The organism is Microbacterium sp., assembly GCF_030149085.1.
In the GTDB taxonomy this organism is placed as follows: Bacteria; Actinomycetota; Actinomycetes; order Actinomycetales; family Microbacteriaceae; genus Microbacterium.
This window is the reverse complement of record NZ_JASBSF010000148.1, coordinates 1-20,333: the sequence shown is the minus strand read 5'-3', so window position 1 is coordinate 20,333 and position 20,333 is coordinate 1. Positions and strand designations below refer to the sequence as shown.

Annotated in this window: 18 protein-coding genes; 6 read left to right on the top strand and 12 right to left on the bottom strand. The window is 67.5% G+C overall.

Translation table 11 applies throughout. From position 1 onward, the window contains the following. Positions 1 to 162: 162 nt before the first annotated feature. The 9 genes from Q1V87_RS06115 to Q1V87_RS06075 all read right to left on the bottom strand — a co-directional run bounded on the left by Q1V87_RS06115 (position 163) and on the right by Q1V87_RS06075 (position 9,632). On the bottom strand, positions 163 to 768 hold the full coding sequence (locus tag Q1V87_RS06115; protein WP_300591290.1) for an HD domain-containing protein: 606 nt from the start codon (positions 766 to 768) through the stop codon (positions 163 to 165). 102 nt (positions 769 to 870) lie between these two features. Continuing rightward, complete coding sequence (locus tag Q1V87_RS06110; RefSeq protein WP_300591289.1) at positions 871 to 1,668, bottom strand: transglutaminase family protein; 798 nt, start codon at positions 1,666 to 1,668, stop codon at positions 871 to 873. 79 nt (positions 1,669 to 1,747) lie between these two features. Beyond that, positions 1,748 to 3,208 (bottom strand): glycosylase, encoded by a 1,461-nt coding sequence (locus Q1V87_RS06105; RefSeq protein WP_300591288.1) that lies wholly within the window; start codon positions 3,206 to 3,208, stop codon positions 1,748 to 1,750. After that, the gene (locus tag Q1V87_RS06100) at positions 3,205 to 4,215 is read right to left on the bottom strand and encodes a glycosyltransferase (RefSeq protein ID WP_300591287.1); all 1,011 of its coding nucleotides are present in this window, start codon (positions 4,213 to 4,215) and stop codon (positions 3,205 to 3,207) included. Before Q1V87_RS06100 ends, Q1V87_RS06105 begins: the two co-directional genes overlap by 4 nt. Further along, positions 4,215 to 5,348 (bottom strand): glycosyltransferase, encoded by a 1,134-nt coding sequence (locus tag Q1V87_RS06095; protein ID WP_300591286.1) that lies wholly within the window; start codon positions 5,346 to 5,348, stop codon positions 4,215 to 4,217. The genes Q1V87_RS06100 and Q1V87_RS06095 overlap by 1 nt, the downstream gene beginning before the upstream one ends. 147 nt (positions 5,349 to 5,495) lie before the next feature. Next, positions 5,496 to 6,536, bottom strand: a complete 1,041-nt coding sequence (locus Q1V87_RS06090) for a glycosyltransferase family 4 protein (protein ID WP_300591285.1) — start codon at positions 6,534 to 6,536, stop codon at positions 5,496 to 5,498. Between the two features lie 46 nt (positions 6,537 to 6,582). Then, a complete protein-coding gene (locus tag Q1V87_RS06085) occupies positions 6,583 to 7,143 on the bottom strand; it encodes a hypothetical protein (RefSeq protein ID WP_300591283.1) in 561 nt (186 codons plus the stop codon). Positions 7,144 to 7,256: 113 nt separating this feature from the next. Beyond that, positions 7,257 to 8,999, bottom strand: a complete 1,743-nt coding sequence (locus tag Q1V87_RS06080) for a DEAD/DEAH box helicase (RefSeq protein ID WP_300591282.1) — start codon at positions 8,997 to 8,999, stop codon at positions 7,257 to 7,259. 78 nt (positions 9,000 to 9,077) lie between these two features. Then, on the bottom strand, positions 9,078 to 9,632 hold the full coding sequence (locus Q1V87_RS06075; protein WP_300591281.1) for a helix-turn-helix domain-containing protein: 555 nt from the start codon (positions 9,630 to 9,632) through the stop codon (positions 9,078 to 9,080). Between the two features lie 76 nt (positions 9,633 to 9,708). Between Q1V87_RS06075 and Q1V87_RS06070 the strand changes: the two genes are divergently transcribed. Then, positions 9,709 to 11,304 (top strand): bifunctional NAD(P)/FAD-dependent oxidoreductase/class I SAM-dependent methyltransferase, encoded by a 1,596-nt coding sequence (locus Q1V87_RS06070; protein ID WP_300591280.1) that lies wholly within the window; start codon positions 9,709 to 9,711, stop codon positions 11,302 to 11,304. A 39-nt stretch (positions 11,305 to 11,343) separates the two neighbouring features. Here Q1V87_RS06070 and Q1V87_RS06065 read toward each other — a convergent pair whose 3' ends face one another. Continuing rightward, positions 11,344 to 12,036: a HEAT repeat domain-containing protein gene (locus Q1V87_RS06065; protein ID WP_300591279.1), complete on the bottom strand. Its 693-nt coding sequence runs from the start codon at positions 12,034 to 12,036 to the stop codon at positions 11,344 to 11,346. 76 nt (positions 12,037 to 12,112) lie between these two features. Between Q1V87_RS06065 and Q1V87_RS06060 the strand changes: the two genes are divergently transcribed. From Q1V87_RS06060 to Q1V87_RS06045, 4 genes are read left to right on the top strand one after another with little or no spacing between them, the layout of a single operon-like run. Then, a complete protein-coding gene (locus tag Q1V87_RS06060) occupies positions 12,113 to 12,526 on the top strand; it encodes a DUF2809 domain-containing protein (protein ID WP_300591278.1) in 414 nt (137 codons plus the stop codon). Positions 12,527 to 12,572: 46 nt separating this feature from the next. Then, positions 12,573 to 14,342 carry a hypothetical protein gene (locus tag Q1V87_RS06055; protein ID WP_300591277.1) on the top strand — a complete coding sequence of 590 codons (1,770 nt, stop codon included), beginning with the start codon at positions 12,573 to 12,575 and terminating at the stop codon, positions 14,340 to 14,342. Between the two features lie 56 nt (positions 14,343 to 14,398). Beyond that, complete coding sequence (locus tag Q1V87_RS06050; RefSeq protein ID WP_300591276.1) at positions 14,399 to 15,325, top strand: EamA family transporter; 927 nt, start codon at positions 14,399 to 14,401, stop codon at positions 15,323 to 15,325. Next, entirely contained in the window at positions 15,306 to 16,088 is a 783-nt protein-coding gene (locus tag Q1V87_RS06045; RefSeq protein WP_300591275.1) for a GntR family transcriptional regulator, read from the top strand. Before Q1V87_RS06050 ends, Q1V87_RS06045 begins: the two co-directional genes overlap by 20 nt. 16 nt (positions 16,089 to 16,104) lie before the next feature. Here Q1V87_RS06045 and Q1V87_RS06040 read toward each other — a convergent pair whose 3' ends face one another. Continuing rightward, positions 16,105 to 16,662: an alpha/beta fold hydrolase gene (locus Q1V87_RS06040; RefSeq protein ID WP_300591274.1), complete on the bottom strand. Its 558-nt coding sequence runs from the start codon at positions 16,660 to 16,662 to the stop codon at positions 16,105 to 16,107. Positions 16,663 to 16,763: 101 nt separating this feature from the next. Then, complete coding sequence (locus tag Q1V87_RS06035; RefSeq protein WP_300591273.1) at positions 16,764 to 17,495, bottom strand: glutamine amidotransferase; 732 nt, start codon at positions 17,493 to 17,495, stop codon at positions 16,764 to 16,766. A 152-nt stretch (positions 17,496 to 17,647) separates the two neighbouring features. Between Q1V87_RS06035 and Q1V87_RS06030 the strand changes: the two genes are divergently transcribed. Further along, positions 17,648 to 20,152, top strand: coding sequence for a glycogen/starch/alpha-glucan phosphorylase (locus tag Q1V87_RS06030; protein WP_300591272.1), 2,505 nt, complete (start codon positions 17,648 to 17,650; stop codon positions 20,150 to 20,152). Positions 20,153 to 20,333: the final 181 nt, after the last annotated feature.

Here is a 20,333-nt window from a genome sequence, read left to right as displayed (position 1 = left end):
GACCCAGTGGACGACCGGGATGCGACGCCCGGAGCACACCCCTGCCCAGACGTGGTCAGCGCAACTCGATCACGATCCCGCCGCCCGCCCAACCTTCATCGGTGGATCGAGGCTAAGCCCTCACTGTGGCTCATGTGCAGTGTCAGTCCGCGCACGACCGCCTCACATGAGGCGTTCCAGGGGGTTCTCAGCGAGCTTGGTAATGATCCCCCCGTCGAGGAGTCGTCGGGCGGCAGTCTCGGGCTTGCGGGCCGCCTGCTCGATCACGCAGGCGCCGAACTCGGCGGCGAGCGCTCCGCGCGGGTATGCGGTGAGCACTTCGCGTCGGAAGGATTCGGGAACAGCATCCGGCCTGGCCCCCGAGATATCGAGGCCCGTCGCGATCTCCAGAAGGTATCCCTCCGCATCCATCGCTGAGTCGACCCGCGGCCAGTTGTGGCGCACGATGACCTCGAGTACCCGTGTGCGCCGAGCCTCATCCCAGCCGGCGCCGGCGGTGAGGGCGACGCCCACATGTCCGCCCGCGTGCTCGTAGGAGATCGTGTGGTTGTCGAACTCGGTCACCGTGCCGATGTCGTGCAGGACGGCGGCCACGTAGAGCAGTTCATGGTCGATCTCTGATACGCCGTCGACTCGTGCAAATGCCTCGGCCCAGAGCCAGGAACGTAACGCATGGGACGTCATCGCCGTGGATTGGTACTGCTGCGCGAGCTCGAGTGCGCCGCGTGCTGCCGGCGTCGTGGGGACGGGGAAGTCGGCGATGCGCACGATTGATTTTCTCAGCGGGCGCTCACCCGCTGTGTGTGGAGGCGCGTCGTCCTCCTGCGGATTCCTGCCAACTCGGTCAGGCCGTCCTGTGGGCCGGCGCTCTCACGCGATGGAAACGAGCTCGTTGAGGTCGTCTCCGGGGATCTCGTCGACAATCGCCGTGACCTGGGTGCTGACCAGGCGGGCGCGCCCGGCGATGACATTGAGGAACGCCGTGTCGGCGGCATCCCTCCCCGTCGCGATCCTGACGAGGGTTGATCGGGGCGCGAGCGTTGTTGCGTCCACTGCCCGCCACGCGCCATCGACCCACGCTTCGGCAACCGCGTGGAAATCCATCGGCATCAGGCCTGGCGCATAGACCGCAGCGACCCGGGCGGGAACGCCCCGAGCTCGAAGGAGCGCGACACACAGATGCGCATAGTCCCGGCATACGCCTCTTCGGGCGAGAAGAGTATTGACGGCGCCGTCGGTGGGAGAGGACGAACCGGGAACATACTGCAGGTGCGTGCCGACCCACGACGACACGCCCAGCAGCAGCTCGCCGGGATCATCGAGTCCCGCAAACTCAGCTGCCGCCGTGGCAGCGAGCTCGTCCGATTCGCAGTACCGACTCGGACGAAGATGCCTCAGCAGCTCGACTTCGCTGGCTCCCAACGCCGCGCCGGCACCCTGAATCGTCGCTTCGTAGTGCACAACGAGTTCACCCGACCCCACGTGTAGCCGGTGCAGCCGCGTCCGGTGCGCATCCGCCAGCTCCACGACGGGAACGGGTGTGCCGTTGACTGTCGCGTCGAAGCGCTCGGTGATCGCCGGGTAGACACCTGCCGCCGCGATCGTGAAGACGAGGTGAGCCGGCTCCGTGACCTCCAGCACCAGGGTGCTCGTGACCGTGCGCTCCATCGGTGCTCCAGATCGTTGCGGAGGAGCCGTACCCGCTCCGGGAAGGACGAACGCTGGCGCGTGTCCGCCATGGGGGTGCTCAGCTGGTCATCGCCGCGAGCAACTCCGCGACCCCGATGGAGCACACGCCGATGCGCGCGTCGGCGATGCCGATCGGGATCCACAGCACTCCCTCGTGGATCAGGCCGCCGCACGAATACACGACGTTGGGCACGTAGCCGTCGCTGTGCCCGGGACGAGGCTCGAGGATCGGCAACGAGGTGTGGCCGATCACGCGGCTTGGGTCTTGTAGGTCCAGCAAGAGCGCGCCCAGGACGTAGGTGCGCATCGGCCCCACGCCGTGGGTGAGGACGAGCCATCCGTGCTCGGTTTCCAGCGGCGCCCCGCAGTTGCCGGTCTGCACGATCTCCCAGACCTCGCGTGGTTCGTGCACCGTCCCGGTAAGAGTCCAGACGACGCCATCCTCGGATTCGGCGAGGGAGATGTTCTCACCACCCGTGCGGCACAGGGCGAGGTGCTTGTCGCCGATCCGGCGCGGGAACAGCGCCATGCCCTTGTTGTGGGCGGCATTGCCTGCCAGCCGGTGAATCGTGAAGTCGCGAAGGTCGGGAGTCACGATGAGGCGAGGAGCGATGTCGCGCCCGTCATACGCGGTGTAGGTGGCACGGTACTCGACGCTTCCCTCGACGTCGACCACCCGCACGAACCGGGCATCCTCCATGCCGCGATGCTCTTCGGCCGCAACGGGGGTAAGGACTCGTTGGCTCAGCTCCGATTCGACGGGGAAGCTCGCGTGATAGGCGGATGCCGCGATGGCGCGCAACGCCTCGATCTGTCCACGGCTGCCGGGGCGTGAAGAGAGCTCGGTGGGCAGTGAGGCAACGGCGACGTTCAGATCCGCCGCCGAGAATCGCGGCGGCAGCTCGCGCAGGATCACGTGAGAGGTTTCATTGAGGATGCCCTCGTGCTCCGCAATCGCCCGGAAGTGCCCGAGGCTCCAGTCTCCGTCTCGCACCTGCGCGCGCCAGGGAGGCTTCCGGCGGTCCTGGAAGGTCCAGGTACGCCCCGGGCCGATGACGGCCTCGGCGAATCCGATGGAGGACAGGTGACCCTCTCCGATCGCGCGGAGGGCGATCGCGACGCGCAGCTGCCCGGGTTCGAGGCCGCTCTGGTCAGGATGCTCCACGGCACTGGGATTGCACAGCGCAGCGCCCTCGAGCGCGAACTCCGCCGTGAAGCTCGCACCGAGGAGGAGCCGACGGGAGTGGCTGAGCTCGATAGGGCCTGTGAGTCGTGAGCTCACCGCGTCCGCGTGTGCCAGGAACATCGCCCCGAGATCGGGATGGCGCGCGCTGAAGTCCTTCATGAGGCCGGCGACGGCGGCCTCGACGTCGTCGTCGTCGATCGCAAGCACTCGCGCAACGATTTCCGTCGCTCGGGAATGCGTTGCCGCCGACTCTTCTCCGGGAAGAAACAGCTGTCCGATCACGCGGTCCGCCTCGGCATGGAGTTCCGCGTCGTGCGTGCGGACGAGCATCATGCGCGGCTTCCCACTCCCAGGCGATGTGCCTGCTGGTACGTGCTGAGCGCCGCCAGCGTCGACTCCGCGCCACGGTTCTCGTTGCGTCCGCCGCGTTCGAGTCCATCGAAGCCCGCTCCCGTCGCCGCGTCGACCATGGGGATCCCGCTGTCGTTGTCGCCGAGGAACCACTGCCAGCCCAGGTCGATACCCCTGTGCCACCTCACGTCGCTCGTCTGTTCGTAGGCGTGCGCGCAGGCGTCGACCAGGGCGGCGACCTCGATCGGTTGCTGATCGAAGAACGGACCCACCTCCCCGTCAGCGCGTCCGCCGACTCCGGTCACCGAGAGCCGATCACCGGATGTCTCGCCCTCCAGAAGAAAGCCGAGCAGCTCCAATCCGCGGTCCATCGCCGCGCGATCGCGCAGCGCCGCGCCGGCAGTGATGAGTGCGTCGGCAATGGATGCGTTGCCGTAGGAGAGACGGGCTTCCGGCCACGCCCAGCCGTTCTCGGCGCGAGCCGGTACGGCGAGGACCAGTGCACGCAGCAGGCGCTCGGCCGCTTCATCGTGCGGGCGGATCGATGCAACCTCGCCGGCGCCGAGCGCCGCGTAGGCGACGGTGCGCAGGTGTGAGGAGTGCTGCTGTGCGGCTCGGTGGAAGGCGTCCAGCGAACGGGCGCGCACGGATGCCCAGGGTGCACGAGCTGCGGCGGTGCCCAGAGCCCAGATGAGCCGACCCCACCAATCGCCCATGCCGGGTTGGTCGGTCCACTCGCCGTACTCGTTCATCCGGTTGTGCGTGAGGCCGTCCGCCCCGAGCGCACTCTCGAGAAAACTCAGATAAATCTCACTCAGTTGCCGCAGGTCGTCGTGATCGGGGTCGCGCACAACCACGATGAGTGCGCGGGCGACGTCATCGACGCAGTATCCGTGTTCGCGGCGTGGAATGTCCAGCAGGGCGTGCTCGAAGACCCCGCGCGCGTCGGTGAGTGCGCGCAGATGCCCGAATCGTGCCGACGTAGCCATCAGGCGGCGGCCGTCGCGCCGATGCCGGCAGCGAGGAGTCGGTACTGCTCGGCGACCGCAGGCCAGCTCATGTCGGCAGCGTCACTGAGCGCTGCATCCCGCATGCGGCGCGCGACGGTGTCTCCGGTCAGGATCGTGTGCAACGCTGCGGCGATGGCCTCCGGGTCCTCGTGCGCGACCACGATGCCCGCGCCACCCGAGAGCAGTTCGACCGCGTGGGGAAAGCCGGTGGCGACGACAGGGATGCCGGCGGCTACTGCTTCTGCGAGGACACCCGAGGTTGCCTGGTCGCGGGAGTCATAGGGCAGGAGCACGACATCGGATGCTGCCAGCAGCGCGGCTAGCTCGTCACGCTCGAGATAACGGCCGTCCAGGTGCACTGAGGATTCGACACCCAGTTCTTCAACCAGGCGTGTGAGCTCGGCGCGATAGCTCTCGCCGTCCTGAGCGAGAACCTTCGGGTGGGTCTGTCCGGCAACGACATACTCCACGTCAGGGGACTGGTCAGGGGCGATGAGTCGGGCAGTGGCCCGGATGCCCCATTCGATGCCTTTACCGGGTGAGATCAACCCCCAGGTGAGAACGCGCTTGCGGGCGTGCGGCGCGACCGTCCCCACGGCGATGCTCGCCACGCCGTGGGGGATGACGTGGACGAGCGAGCTGTCGACGGTGTAGTGCTCGATGAGGGTTTCGCGGGCGGCATCCGTCATCACGACGGTCACGGATGCGTGGGCGCATACCTGCGTCAGGACCGCGCGTTGGTGTTCGGTCGGCGCGGGGAGCACCGTGTGCAACACGACGATGGTCGGGGTGGTCACGGCCGCGAGCACGGCGATGATCTCGTCGCCGTCTTCGCCGCCGTAGATGCCGTATTCGTGCTGGACGATCGCAACCTCGCAGGCGCTGAGAGCTGCCACGGCGGCGGCTCCACTGCCGCCGCCGATGAGCTCCGCGCTCAGATGCGGCGATCGGTACGCGTCACGGGCTCGCGTGAGATCAGGAGCGTCGAGCACGCGCACGATGACGGCATCGTCCATCGGGCTGACAGTCAGCGCATCAGCGAGAGCCTCAGTGAACGTCGCCAGGCCGCAGCGAGTGGGCGGATAGGTGCTCAGGAATCCAAAGTGGGTCACGACGACGCTCCTCGGTGGGCCCGAAGGGCGATGTCTTCGGGCGGCGGCGAGACGTCTGCCGGCGGCATCCCTCGTGGGATCGCGGCGATGGTGGCGTGATCCGGTTCACGCCCGAACGGGGAACCTTCCGGGCGCTGTGACCTGATCCTACGCCCACCGCCTGTGAGCTGTCCGCGCGTGTCGAGCCAGCACCTGCTCGTACACCCGGAGATAGTCATCGACCATCCGTTCGACACCGAAGCGGAGCGCGGCTCGCTCATGGATGCGGCGGCGATCCAGCACGGTGACCTCATCGACGGCGGCCACGGCCTGCCCGATGGTCGTGACGGTGCGGCCCGTGACACCCTCATCGATGATCTCTGGCATCGACCCGCGGCGATAGGCGACCACGGGAGTTCCGCAGAGCATTGCCTCGACGACCGACAGCCCGAACGGTTCGTCGAAGTCGATCGGGTGCAGCAATGCCGCGGCATTCCCGAGAACCTGGGCGCGCTCATCGGCGCCGACGGAGCCTCGGAACGTGACGCAGTCGCCGTCCAGATAGGGCTCCGCCTGGGAGGCGAAGTACTCGCGGTCATGGATGATGCCGCAGACCACCAACCGACGTCCCGCGCGCCAGGCGATCTCGATCGCCTGCGCCGTTCCCTTGTCGGGGTGGATTCGCCCGAACGACACGAGGTAGTCGTCGGGGGTGACCACCAGCGGCAGCTCTGCGGCATCGACGCCGTGGTGCACAGTCGCGACGTAATCCAGTGCCGGGGAACGATCGCTGTCGGAAATCGAGACCAACGCGCTGGATGACGCCTCGTAGGCGGGCAGGATGCCCGCCCCCGAGAATCCGTGAATCGTGGTGACCAGGGGCACATCCCACAGCGAGCTGAACGCGAGGGGCAACCAGTCCATCTGGTTGTGGACGATGTCGACCTCTCCCGACCGCTCGATCGCATGCGCGACGTGAAGCGCTTCCCAGACACGGCCGTCCATCAGCCGATCGCCCTCATAGCCGTGCGGAACCACCGCATCGAGTTCCGCCTCGGTCACCGAGTCGGCTGTCGCGAACAGCGTCACCGCAACGCCTCGTCGCACCAGGCCCTCCGTGAGGAGGCTCGTGACGCGTTCCCACGGGCCGTAGTGCTCGGGTGGCGTCCGCCAGGCGACCGGGGCCAGCATCCCGACCCTCAGCACCATGTCGGTCCGCCGAGCGGGGTGTGCTCAGTCCACCGGCATCCCGGCGTCACGAGCGTGTTCGCGCGTGACCGCCCTCGTCGCTCCACTCATCGATCTGCGCCCGGTAGCTCGCATCCAGATCCGTGTTGTCGATGGCGGAGCTGTGCGGGGCATTCGCAATGCCGGTGCGTCGGAACGTCACGGACTCCGCGAGTGCTGCTACGGCAGCCGCGCGGCTCTGCTCGCTCGCTGCCGCTTCCTCAAAGCGCGCGGCGGCTACCGCCCTCTCGGCACGGAGCTCCTCGCCGATCTCAGCGAGCCGATCCGCGAGCACGCCGGCAAGGCCATCTCGCAGCTCCTCGAGATTCGTGTTCGCGATCTCCAGCCGACGATCCGAGACCATCACCTCGACCGTCGGATATCCCGCTCTCGCGAGAAAATCCCGCGTCCCGCTGCCGAGGATCTGCGTCACTTCGTCGCGTTCGGGGCGACGGGTGAACACCGCTTCTACCGTGTAGCGGTCAGGGGCCTCGTCGGTCATCAACGCCGCAGGCAACGAAGCCACCAGCACCGATCCGAGGCCCAGCGTTGCGGCGTCGAGGCCGCTCGTTCGTGTCTGTGTCGTCATGACCTGACGGTACGCCCCGAAGATGTGGGCCTCACAGGTTCGCTTGGGGCGAACAAGAACGTGCGCGACAGCTGAGACGTCGTCGAAACGACGGGCACTCCCTCCGCAGCGGTTCAGCGGCGGGTCGGGCGGTCTTCGCGCTTAGCCGACGAACCGAACCGGTCAGGCTTGAGTTCGATGAGCTTGCCGCTGATGCGCGTGTTCTCGAGGCGCTTCAGCGTGTCACGCGAGAGATCCGCCGGCAGCTCGACGAGGGAGAAGTCAGGGCGGATCTGGATTGCGCCGAAGTCCTCGCGGCGAAGACCACCCTCGTTCGCGAGGGCTCCAACGATCTGGCGCGGCTCAACCTTGTGGCGCCGGCCAACGGAGATTCGGTAGGTCGTTCGCGCGCGCCCACCGCCACGGGGGCCGCGATCGGAGCGGTCGTTGCGGTCACGTCCGCCACGCTCGGGTCGGTCCTGCGTGTCGCGCGCCAAGCGCGGCTCGGGCGCGGCATCCGGCTCGAGCAGTAGGGGCGTATCGCCCTGCGCGACGATCGCGAGCGCCGCTGCGACGTCCGCTTCGGGAACATCGTGGTGCTCGACGTAGTGCGCGACGATGTCGCGGAAGATACTGATCTGCTCGGGGTCTGCGAGCGCCGCCGTGATGGCGTCGTCGAAGCGCGTGAGTCGCGTCGCGTTGACGTCGTCGACGCTCGGCAGCTTCATTTCGGTCAGCGGCTGCCGGGTGGCCTTCTCGATCGAGGTCAGCATGCGTCTTTCGCGCGGGGTGACGAAGCTGATCGCAGCTCCCGTGCGACCGGCTCGTCCCGTTCGCCCGACGCGGTGGACGTATGACTCGGTGTCGATCGGCAGGTCGTAGTTCACGACGTGGCTGATGCGGTCGACGTCGAGGCCGCGGGCCGCGACATCCGTTGCCACCAGGATGTCGAGCTTGCCGCTCTTGAGCTGATTGACGGTGCGCTCGCGCTGCGCCTGCGCGACATCGCCGCTGATCGCGGCTGCCGTGTATCCGCGGGCGCGCAGCTTCTCGGCGAGGGTCTCGGTCTCGTTCTTCGTGCGCGTGAAGACAATCATGCCCTCGAAGTTCTCGACCTCGAGGATGCGGGTGAGTGCATCGACCTTCTGCGGGTACGACACCACCAGGTACCGCTGCGAAATATTGGCCGAGGTGGTGGTCTTGGTCTTGACCGTGATCTCTTCGGGATCCTTGAGGTACTGCGCCGAGATGCGCCGGATCTGCGCGGGCATCGTCGCCGAGAAGAGGGCCACCTGCTTGGTGCTCGGGGTGTCGGCGAGGATCGTCTCGACATCCTCGGCGAAGCCCATCTTCAGCATCTCGTCGGCCTCGTCGAGCACGAGGTACTTCAGCTCCGACAGGTCGAGTGTGCCCTTGTCGAGATGGTCCATGATGCGGCCGGGGGTGCCGACCACGATGTGGACGCCGCGGCGCAGAGCGGAGAGTTGCTGACCATAGCCCTGTCCGCCGTACACGGGCAGCACGTGCACGCCGCGCAGGTGCGATGCGTACTTTTCGAAGGCCTCGCAGACCTGCAGGGCGAGTTCACGAGTGGGGGCGAGCACGAGCGCCTGCGGGGTCTTCTGCGACAGATCGAGTCGAGAGAGGATCGGCAGCGCGAATGCAGCGGTCTTTCCCGTGCCGGTCTGGGCGAGTCCGACGACGTCGCGTCCTGACAGCAGGGGAGGGATGGTAGCGGCCTGGATGGCGGATGGCGTCTCGTAGCCGACATCCTTGAGCGCCTTCATGACCGCGTCGTTGAGACCGAGCTCAGCGAAAGCGGGTTCGGATCGAGGAGGCTCTACCTCGTCGGTTACGTTCTCGAGGGAAGAAGCCATAGGTGTGACGCTAGTCGCTCCGTCGGTTTGGCGCGATTCGGCATCCGCGCCCGGGTGAGCGGGAACCTCACCGCGACGTCACCGATGCAGGTGCGCGCGCTGACCCTCGCGGTCGAAGATCATCACGAGTTCGGCGGGCTCATCGATCGCGCTGATGGCATGGGGAGTCATGGTCGAGAACTCTGCAGCCTCTCCCTGCGCAACTTCGATGCGCCGTTCGCCGAGCTGCAGCAGAACCCGCCCCTCGAGCACGAGGAACCAGTCGAAACCCGGATGCACCCGCGTGGCGGGGATCTCGGGCGCCGGCTCCAGGCGCATCTTCATCGCCATCGTGCGGCCGTTGACACGGTTCAGCGCCCACGTCGTGCGCGCCCCATCAGTGCGCTGAGTCGGTCGGATGACGACATCGTCGTCATCCTCGGCGCGCAGCAGGTCGTCGACGCTCACCTGGAGGGCTTCGGCGAGCGGCACAAGAACGTCGATGCTGAGCGCGCGCTTACCGGTCTCGATGCGACTGATCGTTGACGCACTGAGGTTGCTGCGTTCGGCGATCTCATCGAGCGAGTACCCGAGGGTGGTGCGGATGCTGCGCAATCGCATCCGCGCGAGGGTCTCGACATCCGTGCTTGTCATGAGTCCAGCATCCGTTGCTCTTGCGGATATTGCAAGCTGGCATCCACTATACGCTAGGCCGGTCTAGCCTCGACGCATGGGCACCCACGACTCGTCTCACCACCACACCCGCGGTCCCGCGATGATTCGCCGGTGCGATGTCGCCGTCATCGGCGGCTCGGCTGCCGGCCTTGCCGGCGCACTCCAGCTCGTCCGCCAGCGCCGTTCGGTGATCGTGATCGACGACAACACACCGCGAAACGCACCGGCCGAGCACATGCACAGCTACCTCGGGCGCGAAGGTGCGCCGCCCGCCGAGCTACGGGCGATCGGCCGGGAGGAAGTCCGCTCCTACGGCGGAGAGGTGCTGTCGGGGCGCGTCCTCGACGTTCACCGCGACGGGGATCTGTTCCGCCTCGAACTCTCCGGTGGAGGGGCCCTGCTCGCGCGTCGTGTGCTCGTGGCATCCGGGATCACCGACGAACTGCCCGAGATCGACGGCCTGCGCGAACGGTGGGGTCGCTCGGTGATTCACTGCCCGTTCTGTCACGGCTGGGAGGTGCGCGATCAGCGCGTCGTCCAGATCGTCACGAGCCCGCTCACGTTGCACCCGACCCCGCTCATGCGCCACCTCACCGACACTCTGACCGTCGTGCTGCACGACGGTGTCGAGGTGGATGCCGAGGCGGTGCGCCGACTTGAGGCATCCGGTGTCACGGTGATCGCCGGCACCGTGACACGGGTGACGGATGCTGACGGCGCACTCGGCATCGACCTCACCGACGGCACGCGAATCGCCGCGGACGCCGTGCTGGTCGGCGCGCGGTTCCATGCCCGCGTCGAAGCGCTCGCCGGTCTGGGGCTCGAAGCGACTCCCCACGCGACAGGGTTCGGTGATGCGCTGATCGCCGATGCCACGGGCCGAACGGCCGCGGACGGCGTCTTCGCGGCAGGTAACGTCGTCGACCCGAGCCTGCAGGTGCTTCCCGCCGCCGCGAACGGCAGTATGGTCGGCGCGCAGATCGCGTTCAGCCTGGCCGACGAAGATCTCGCCGCAAGCTCCCGCCCGTCGGGCGTCGAGACCGAATGGGACGGTCGCTACAGCGGCGAGCAGGTCTGGAGCGGCAACCCGAACGGCACGCTCGTTGCTGAGGTCGACGGACTCACCCCGGGAACTGTTCTGGATGTCGGGGCGGGCGAGGGCGGCGATGCCCTCTGGCTTGCCGAGCGCGGGTGGCGTGTGACGGCATCCGACGTTTCCTCCCGCGCACTCGCCCGCGTCGAGCACGAAGCGCGGCGTCGGGGACTGGCCGTGCGCACATGGCACGTGGATGCCAACGGCATCCACCCCTACGCCGGCGAGACGTTCGACCTCGTCTCGCTGCAATACGGATCGTTCGCCCGCACTCCCGACGGCAGGGGAGTGCGCAGCCTTCTGGGTGCAGTGGCTCCCGGCGGCACGCTGCTGGTGGTCTCCCACGACACGGCGTGGGCGCGCGAGGGGCTCGACCCTGTCGAACACACGCCGATGTTCGACCCGGATGCGTACGCCGGCGTCACCGAGATCGCGGCCGCGCTCGCCGCATCGGAGGGGTGGCGGATCGACGTGCACGAGACGCGGCCGCGCCCCGCCGGAGCGGTGAGTGGCCACCACGTCGAGGATGTCGTGCTGCGGGCGGTGCGAACCACCTGAGCGCGTGACCGCCCCTGGGGCGCGAACGGCGCCCCGGTCTCAGCTGTCGAGGAGGCGTGAGAGGCGCTTCTTGCGGCAGTTCTGAGTCACGATCCATGCGACATCGGGATCGCCGGTATCGAGGGCGGCGAAGACGGGAAGGCCACGCATCGGATCCGCGGCGACAGCCACGCTCCAGCAATAGCCCAGCGCCAGTCGCAGGGTTCGGACGTCTGGGGTCTTCCGCTCCGCAGGCGGCTGACTCACGAGGTACTGGGTCGTGCGCTCACAGGCGTCCAGCGCGAGCTCTGCCATCCGAGGATCCCGCAGCAGGCGCGGCTCGCAGATTGCTGCGAGGGCGGCGCGCTGCACGAGGGGATGGGCGCGGTCGACCCACGCATCCACGATCGATGCCAGCGCCGCGGGCCTGGCGTCACCCAGAAGCTGGAGGCCCAGCGCGACGCCCTCGCGCACGCGCCACCGGGCGTCGGCGGCAAGCTCCCGGGCGCGCTTTTCGGATGCCGCGCCCTCGACTCGCATGCCGAGCGCGGCAGCCGCGCACATGGCGTGGTACTCGTCGCCCGTCGCCAGGAGTGCGTCGATGGTGGGCTCATCGGCGAGAGGGGCAAACGCTGCGACCAGCTCGAGATTCGCGCGTGGACCAGGAAGCCCGGAATGGGCTGAGAGGTAGGCCGCCCGCGCCGATGTCGGCATAGGGAGCAGCTCAGCAGCCCACTCGGCGCTACCGGTCATACTCCGACAGTACGCCTCCCGCGACTCGGAGTACGGGTGACGATCACGGTGTCAGGCGTCGCCCTACGGTAGGGGCATGACCGATGTCACGCGCCGCAGCCGCACCCGCACTCGGCGCGTCGTGGGATTCGCGGTACTGCTCATGGTGATCGCAGCGGGACTGTGCGTTCACCTCTTCCTGCCCGACACGGCAGCCACCGACATTGCCGGGGACGCGCTCTACGCGGTTGCCGTGTATGCCTTCCTTACCGCGATCATGCCCGGGCGACATCCGCTCCTCGTCGGTGCTGTCACGCTCGCGTGGTGTGTCGGTATCGAGCTGTTCCAGCTCACCGGCGTCCCCCTGGCGGCGGGCAACGCGTTCCCTCCGGCGATGCTCGTCCTCGGCACCGTCTTCGACCCGCGGGATCTCGTCGTTTACGCGACTGCAACCCTCGTGCTGACAGCCGCGGATACTGCTCTTTCGCGGGGTAGGGCCAAAGGCACCTGACGCGTTTCGCCCGCGGCGGGATACGGTTGTCTGAATCTGGGGCAAGGTGATCGAGGTGTGGGAGCGTCTGCGGGTGACGGGAGTCGCCGAGATCTGGTGGCGCGCCGTCACCGACGGCTCCTTCTACAACCGATGGAGCGCGTTCCTCTCTTTCGTGCTCGCTGCCATCGTGGGTGTGCCGACGGTCAACAGTGCGTCGGTGACGGGATACCTGCAGGCCATGGTGGTCGGTGTGCTTGGGTGGATCGTGCTGGCGATTCTCGTCCTGCCGGCGGCGGTCGCAGAACGCCGTTGGCGCTCACGACCTGCCCGCGGGGCTGCCGTCCTGACGACGCTGCTGGTGATCTGCATCATCCGAACACCGCTGAACGACCTGCTATCGCGGTGGCTGTGGGACGTCGCTACGGCTGGCGTCTTCCTCCCGCGTGTGGTCACGAACATCGTTGCCGGGATTGCGCTGTTCTCGCTCGTCAGCATCACGCTCTCGGAATACGCCCGCCGGCGAGCGATCAACGCGCGCCTGGAACGAGCGCTGGCGCCGATGCGTGCCAGCCTCGAGAGGGCGCGCGCTCAGGCCGACGAGGTTGGAGAGGTGCTCGCCGCGACGGTGCGCAGACTCCAGGCATCCCGCAACGTGCTGCTGGCTCGCCCCGTCGACTTCGACAGCGTGCGCGCCTACGCCCAAGAGGTGCGGCGCGAGAGTCACCTGCTCGAGGCGCGCGCTGATGCAACGGATGCCTCGGCTCCGGTGCCTGGTCCGGTGACGGCATCCGCCCTGCGGCCCCGCACGATCTCGGAGCGACTGGCAAACCCGCCGCTCCTGATGGTTGGGGCGGTCTATGCGGTGGCAACTCTTCCGTTCTCGATCATGCAGGGCGGCCTCAGCGTCGGGATTCTCGGGGTGATGGGTCTGTTGGCGATCGACCTGGCCGCGGGCTTCGTTGGCCGCCGGTTGCTTCCGCGACCCGGCGGGCGCTGGCGGCCCGTGCTGTTCCTGCTCCTCTGGGTACTGGCGGGCTGTGCTGTCGCCGTGCTGTCGGTGACGCTGTTGTCCGACATCGGCCTGGTGGCGTACGTCGGCATCGTTGCCGTGCCGGGTCTTGCCATCTCGGTGTCCGTCTGTACTGACGCCTTGCGCGAGGCGCGCCTCGCGGCGGCGATGTCGCAGGACCTGCTCGCGGGTGCGGCGCGAGACGCGGCACGCGAGAGCGCTCGGGCATCGGATCCGTTGCGCCATGCGGTCGGCATCCTGCATGGCGGCGTGCAAGGTCAGTGCGTCATCCTTGCCGCACAGGCCGATGAGCGACAGCCCACCGTGGGTGAGGTCGCCCAGTTCCGTGCGCGAACGGATGCCGCCTTCTATCGAGTGCAAGGGCCGGTCAACGAGCGAGACGTCGAGCGCGGATCGCTGCACGGTCCCCTCGGTTCCCTCGGTCGCGTCATCTCAGCGTGGCGAGCGGTCCTCGACATCGCCTACACGGTCTCGGCCACTGCCGCTACGGCGCTGGGTGATCAGGAGACCGATGAGCTGGCCGCCGAGGCGGTCACTGAAGCCTTCGTCAACGCGGTCAAGCACTCGGGAGCGCGGGAGGCCACCGTTTCGCTTGCCGTTCCGAGCGATGATCGCCTGGTTGTCACGGTCGCATCGCCGGGAACCCTTCCGTCTGCCGAGCGACGAGCATCCGGGATCGGAACCCGCCGACCGAACACGCGAATCCTGCAGTCAGGGGCCGATGTCGTCTTTGAAACCGTCTTGCCCGTGGTTTCCGATCCGGACGCGCCGTCGTCGCCGGTAGCCCGCGCTGCCAGTTTCTAGGTGCAGCCGGCGACCCGCTAGCCCCCGAGCGGGGGACATTGTGTAACAATGTTCCGGTGTCCGGAGTGATCGCCGTGTTGCTTGCCGCGCTGTGTTTCGCGACGACGGGAACGGCGCAGGCGCTCGCCGATGTCGATGCATCGCCGCTCTCGGTCGGCGCCGCCCGCATTCTCATCGGTGGGGGGATTCTCGGTGCGATCGCGCTGGCTGCCCGCCCACGGATGCCGCGCACAGCGCCGTCGGCTGTTGCTGCCGCCCGCCGCGCACCGGCGTGGGTCATCGTGGCGGTCGGGGCCACGGGCGTCCTTGCTTATCAGCCGACGTTCTTCGCCGGTACCCGCCTCAACGGGGTGGCCGTCGGTACGGTCATCGCCTTGGGGTCCGCCCCGATCGTGACGGGAATCCTCGACGCCCTCATTCGTCGACGGATGCCGAACGTGCGGTGGGGTGTTGCCACGGCCATCGCGCTGGTCGGTGTCGTGCTCGTATCTGGCGTGGTGGGCGGAGCCGGCGCGGCGGGGGTAGGACCACTCGGCATCCTTGCCTCGCTTGCCGCGGGAGCCTCGTACGCACTCTATGCGCTGGCCAGCAAGCTGCTGATGGATCGCGGCTGGAGCTTCCAGGCCGCGATGGGCACGGTCTTCGGGGTGGCAGCGATCGTGAGCCTGCCGATTCTGCTGGCAAGTTCGCCCGCGTGGCTGCTGACACCCGCGGGCCTTGCGCTCGCGCTCTGGCTCGGTGTTGTGACCACGGCGATCGCGTACCTGCTGTTCGGGTGGGGCCTGCGGCGACTCGCTCCGACCACGGTTGCCACGCTCACCCTCGCGGAGCCGCTGGGGGCGACGCTCCTCGGGGTGTGGGTGCTTCACGAGCAGCTCACCGTAGCATCGGCGATCGGGCTTGTCGTGCTCGCCGCGGGACTCGTGGTGCTCTCACTGCCAGGAGCACGGAAGGAGAAGACGGATGTCTCCGCGCCGGCGTGAGAGCGACCCGGGACCAACCCAGGCCGCCGCCCTCGCCGAGACGTTGCGCGCCAGCATCCTGTCGGGCGACCTGGGCCTAGACGCACCGCTGCGAGAGGAGCACGTGGCAGAGCGGTACGGTGCGTCCCGGCACACGGTGCGCGCTGCGCTGCAGACGCTTGCGGCCGAACGTCTCGTGACGATCGAGCCCTATCGCGGAGCACGCGTCGCAAACCTCGACAATGATGCGGTCGAAGCGCTCCAAGAGTTGCGGGGCGCGCTCGAGGCAGAAGCGGTGCGGCAGCTCAGTGCCACGCATGGCGCGTCATGGCCGGAGGCGGTAACTCGTCCCGTGACGGAGGCCATCGACCGGCTCGCGCTGGCGGAGGCATCGGGCGACTGGCTGGCGACGACTCGCGCCCATGCCGAGGTGCACCGGCTGATCGTCGAGGCAGCCGACAGTCCGCGGATCGCACAAGCGCATCGCCAGCTCGAGTCCGAGATCCTGTTGCTCCTGACCCACGTCAGACCCGACTATCCGGCCGGCTCGCTCGCGCGAGAGCACGCTGCTTATCTCGCCGAGGTGCAGCGCGCGGGAGGAGAGGCGGTGCGGGCGCATCTGGCGCACTCGGCCGACCTCATCCGTGCGGTTCCGACCGCTGCGACGGCAAGTTCGTCGACGGGCAGCGGCGACGGCAAGGTCACTGGACCCCGCGGTGGGCGCAGTGCCGCGACCAGGTCGGCCCGGCCAGTCGCCGCCGACACGAGCTCCGTGGTGAGCTGATCGAACGATGCGGTCATCAGTGTCCGCCCTCGAGGTCGCCCAGGAAGCGGCGAAGCAGGTCGAGTCCCTCGGGCCACGGACCATGCCCGCTCAGGACGTTGATGTGTCCCGCGTCGCCGATATCGATCTGGCGCGCACCCCATCGCCGGCAGATGTCGGGGGAGCGGTCGGCGGAGCAGTAGGGGTCAGTGGTACTGGTCACCGCCATCGTCGGAATCGGCAGGGGAGCAAGGGTCGCGGTGGCAGTCGCGAAGCTCAACACCGCGGTCGGGAACGAGGGCGCGTCCGGATCCGGCGGAGCGACGAGAAAGACACCGCGCACGCGTTCGGGGGAGTGTGCCGCGAACGCCACTGCGCTGAGACATCCCAGACTGTGGGCAACGAGGACCGCCGGCCCACCGGCTGACTGCACGCCTGTGGCGATGGCGCGGTCCCAGTCGTCGAAGTCTGGTTCGTCCCAGGATGCCGGAGCGCTGCGCACCCATGCCGGATGCTGCGCTTGCCAGATCGACTGCCAGTGGCCGGCTGATGAACCGCCGAGACCCGGGACCACGACGACCGAGGCATCCTGCATCGCTCTCCTCTTTCGTGATGGCTGGCACCCATTCAACCGATCAGGTAGCCCGGCGAGAAGAGCCAATATGCGCCCGCTGGCCCTGCCCGCGAGATGCAGGGTCAGCGGGCGTAGCGCTCGACGAACGTGCGCAGCATGCGGCTCGGATGCAGCACCTCGCGCTCCCGGACTGCCGCGAGCGGAACGTGCACCTCGGTCGGTGCGAAGTACCCGTAATCGGTGTAGGCGTGGATGCGGGAGGTGATGCCGTTCACGTCGAGCTCGGGATGGAACTGCGTCGCGTAGATGTTTTCGCGCACCCGGAACATCTGCACGGGGCACGAGGCGGATGACGCCAGCAACGTCGCCGACGAGGGCAGCGAACGCATGGCTTCCTTGTGTCCGACGAAGGCATCGAACCGCGGCGGGATGCCCGCCAGCAGGGGGTCGGCTCTTCCGGCATCCGTGAGTGACACCTCGACGACACCGACCGGCTCGCCGTAGGTGCGGTCGATGACGGCACCCTGGTGAGCCCCGACCGTGCCAACGCCGTAGCAGGCCCCCAGGAAAGGGAAGTCCCGTGCGACGACCTGGTCGAGAAGTGCGTCGAACTCTGCCTCGACGCGCCGCTGCACGGCGGACTTCTGCTCGATCGGATCCGAGGCGTTGAACGGTCCGCCGCCGACGAAGATGCCGGACAGCTCATCGAGGTCGAGCTCGGGCATCGGGCCTGCTTCAAGCCGCACCCGTCGCAGCTCGGACTCCGCGAGACCGGTGTAGCGCAGGAAAAGCTCGTACTCTTCATCGGCCGGGCCGTCCTCGGCGCGGGTCGCCAGCAGGATGAACGGCTTCATCCGCTCAGCTTAAGCGCCGCAAAGCCGCGTTGATCCTGCAATCGGCACGCTCTGCTCTCGTGCCGGGCCTGATTCGTGACGAGTGTGTAAACCTCGTATGGCGATCGGTGGATGAAGATGATTCACCTCGCCGGACTCGATATCGTCGTGACGTGCCCGACACACAGAACTCCGACGCGACCCTGCGTCCCACGCACCCGCTCGCTCTCGCTCCCGTCATCGCACCGCCCGCGTCGGTAGACGGATTCGTCAAGCAGTTCCTCGCGAACCTGAACTTCGATCAGGGCGTTTCGCTGTCGGCATCCGATGCCAATGACCAGTACCTGGCGCTCGCTGGCACGGTGCGCGACTACCTCATGGCCCGCTGGCTCGAGGACCAGACACGACAGCGCGAGCAGCAGGCTAAGACCGTCTGCTACCTCTCCGCGGAGTACCTGTTGGGCAAGCAGCTCGACAACAATCTGCTGGCGGCTCGCCTCGGCGAGATCGCGACGGAAGCGCTCGCGCAGTGCGGTATCTCGATGGACGACATGCGCGAGGTCGAGGTCGAACCGGGGCTGGGTAACGGTGGTCTCGGGCGCCTGGCTGCCTGCTTCATCGATTCGCTCGCAACGATGAGCGTGCCGACGATCGGGTACGGCATCCGTTACGAGTACGGCATCTTCCGGCAGACCTTCGTCAACGGCGAACAGGTCGAGCAGCCGGATGCCTGGCTGCGCATGGGTTCGCCGTGGGAGTTCCCGCACCCCGAGGCGGCGCAGACGATCTCGTTCGGCGGCCGCACCGAGACCTACGACGACAAGGGTGTCACCCGCACACGGTGGATTCCGGACTGGAACGTGCTCGCAGTGCCGTACAACATGATGGTTCCCGGCTACCACAACGGTCGCGTCAACACCCTGCGCCTGTGGCGCGCAGTTGCCACCAACGCCTTTGACCTCCGCATCTTCAACTCCGGTGACTACGAGGAGTCGGTGCGGGCACAGACTTTCGCCGAGAACATCTCGAAGGTGCTCTACCCCGAGGATTCCACACCCCAGGGCAAGGAGCTGCGCCTGCAGCAGCAGTACTTCTTCGTCGCGGCATCCATCAATGACTTCCTCGACAACGTGTTGCTCGAGGGATTCGACCTGAACAACCTCCCCGACCGCGTGATCTTCCAGCTCAACGACACGCACCCGGTCATCGCCGTGCCCGAGCTCATGCGCGTACTGGTGGATGAACGGGGGATGGAGTGGGAGGACGCATGGGCGATCACGCAGAAGTGTTTCGCCTACACCTGCCACACGCTTCTGCCTGAAGCCCTCGAAGTCTGGTCGGTCGACCTCCTCGGCAGGCTCCTGCCGCGACACCTCGAGATCATCTACCGCATCAACGAGGAGTTCCTCGAGGCGGTGCGCGAACGCTACGGCGATGACGAGATGCGTATCCGCAACATGTCGATCATCGGTGAGCACCCGTATCGCTCCGTGCGGATGGCCTACCTCGCCACCGTCGCCGGCGCCAAGGTGAACGGTGTAGCCGAACTCCACTCGCAGCTGCTGCGCGACAAGGTGCTGCACGAGTTCGCCGAGATGTACCCCGACAAGTTCACGAACGTCACGAACGGCGTGACGCCGCGGCGCTTCATCCGGTTGGCCAACCCGTCGCTTGCGAGCCTCATCACCGAAGCGCTCGGCGCCGGCTGGACTGTCGACCTCGAGCGCCTACGCGGCCTCGAAGCGCTTGCCGAGGACCCGGAGTTCCGTGAGCGGTTCGCTGCCGTCAAGGCCGCCAACAAGCGGCACCTCAGCGATGTGCTGCAGCGCCGGGACGGCGTCACGATTGATGACAGCCACCTGCTGGATGTCATGGTCAAGCGCCTCCACGAATACAAGCGCCAGACGCTCAAGGTGCTGCACATCGTCACCGAATACGAGCGCATCATCTCGGGTACGGTCGCTGCTGCCGACATCCAGCCCCGGACCTTCATCTTCGGAGCGAAGGCTGCTCCGGGGTACGCGATGGCCAAGCGCATCATCCACCTCATCAACTCGGTCGCGTCGGTCGTGAACAACGACCCGCGCGTCGAGGGGAGCCTGAAGGTCGTCTTCCCGCCGAACTACAACGTCACGCTCGCCGAGAGCATCATCCCGGCCGCCGATCTGTCGGAGCAGATCTCGCTCGCCGGCAAGGAGGCTTCCGGTACGGGGAACATGAAGCTCGCCCTCAACGGTGCTCTCACGATCGGCACTGACGACGGCGCCAACGTCGAGATCCGCCAGCTCGTCGGCGACGACAACTTCTTCCTGTTCGGCATGACCGAGCCCGAGGTCGAGGCGCTGTGGGCGAAGGGCTACAAGCCGGCCGACTTCTATCAGGCCGACCCGCAACTGCGCGCGGCGATGGACCTCATTGCGTCGGGGGAGTTCTCGGGAGGTGACCGCACGGTCTTCGAGCCGATCGTGTCGAATCTGCTCTACGACGACCGGTTCATGGTGCTCGCCGACTACGCCTCATACATCGAGGCGCAGGCGCAGGTTGACCTGGCATATGCGGACCAGGATGCCTGGACCCGATCGGCGATCCTCAACATCGCCCGCTGCGGGTTCTTCTCATCCGACCGCTCGATGCGCGACTACCTCGACCGCATCTGGCACGCCCGTCCGTTGCTCTGAGGTTCGGGGCCAGCGTCGCGTCAGTCGTGTGGCCAGGCGCTCAGCGCATCGTCGATGAGGGTGACCGTGCGCTTGGACACCGGCTCGAGGAGTTCGACCACCGGAGTCCGGCTCTTCGCACCTCGAGGCGCCGAGAAGCGCCAGGTACCGACCACAACGCCGTCGACGAGGACTGCCGGGC

What these genes read in the sequence shown, in the direction of transcription:
- Q1V87_RS06040 (WP_300591274.1), bottom strand. Translation starts at nt 16,662, where the DNA reads ATGCAGGATGCCTCGGTCGTCGTGGTCCCGGGTCTCGGCGGTTCATCA.
- Q1V87_RS06100 (WP_300591287.1), bottom strand. Translation starts at nt 4,215, where the DNA reads ATGGCTACGTCGGCACGATTCGGGCATCTGCGCGCACTCACCGACGCG.
- Q1V87_RS06070 (WP_300591280.1), top strand. Translation starts at nt 9,709, where the DNA reads ATGGGCACCCACGACTCGTCTCACCACCACACCCGCGGTCCCGCGATG.
- Q1V87_RS06035 (WP_300591273.1), bottom strand. Translation starts at nt 17,495, where the DNA reads ATGAAGCCGTTCATCCTGCTGGCGACCCGCGCCGAGGACGGCCCGGCC.
- Q1V87_RS06110 (WP_300591289.1), bottom strand. Translation starts at nt 1,668, where the DNA reads ATGGAGCGCACGGTCACGAGCACCCTGGTGCTGGAGGTCACGGAGCCG.
- Q1V87_RS06065 (WP_300591279.1), bottom strand. Translation starts at nt 12,036, where the DNA reads ATGACCGGTAGCGCCGAGTGGGCTGCTGAGCTGCTCCCTATGCCGACA.
- Q1V87_RS06045 (WP_300591275.1), top strand. Translation starts at nt 15,306, where the DNA reads ATGTCTCCGCGCCGGCGTGAGAGCGACCCGGGACCAACCCAGGCCGCC.
- Q1V87_RS06105 (WP_300591288.1), bottom strand. Translation starts at nt 3,208, where the DNA reads ATGATGCTCGTCCGCACGCACGACGCGGAACTCCATGCCGAGGCGGAC.
- Q1V87_RS06085 (WP_300591283.1), bottom strand. Translation starts at nt 7,143, where the DNA reads ATGACGACACAGACACGAACGAGCGGCCTCGACGCCGCAACGCTGGGC.
- Q1V87_RS06080 (WP_300591282.1), bottom strand. Translation starts at nt 8,999, where the DNA reads ATGGCTTCTTCCCTCGAGAACGTAACCGACGAGGTAGAGCCTCCTCGA.
- Q1V87_RS06075 (WP_300591281.1), bottom strand. Translation starts at nt 9,632, where the DNA reads ATGACAAGCACGGATGTCGAGACCCTCGCGCGGATGCGATTGCGCAGC.
- Q1V87_RS06060 (WP_300591278.1), top strand. Translation starts at nt 12,113, where the DNA reads ATGACCGATGTCACGCGCCGCAGCCGCACCCGCACTCGGCGCGTCGTG.
- Q1V87_RS06090 (WP_300591285.1), bottom strand. Translation starts at nt 6,536, where the DNA reads ATGGTGCTGAGGGTCGGGATGCTGGCCCCGGTCGCCTGGCGGACGCCA.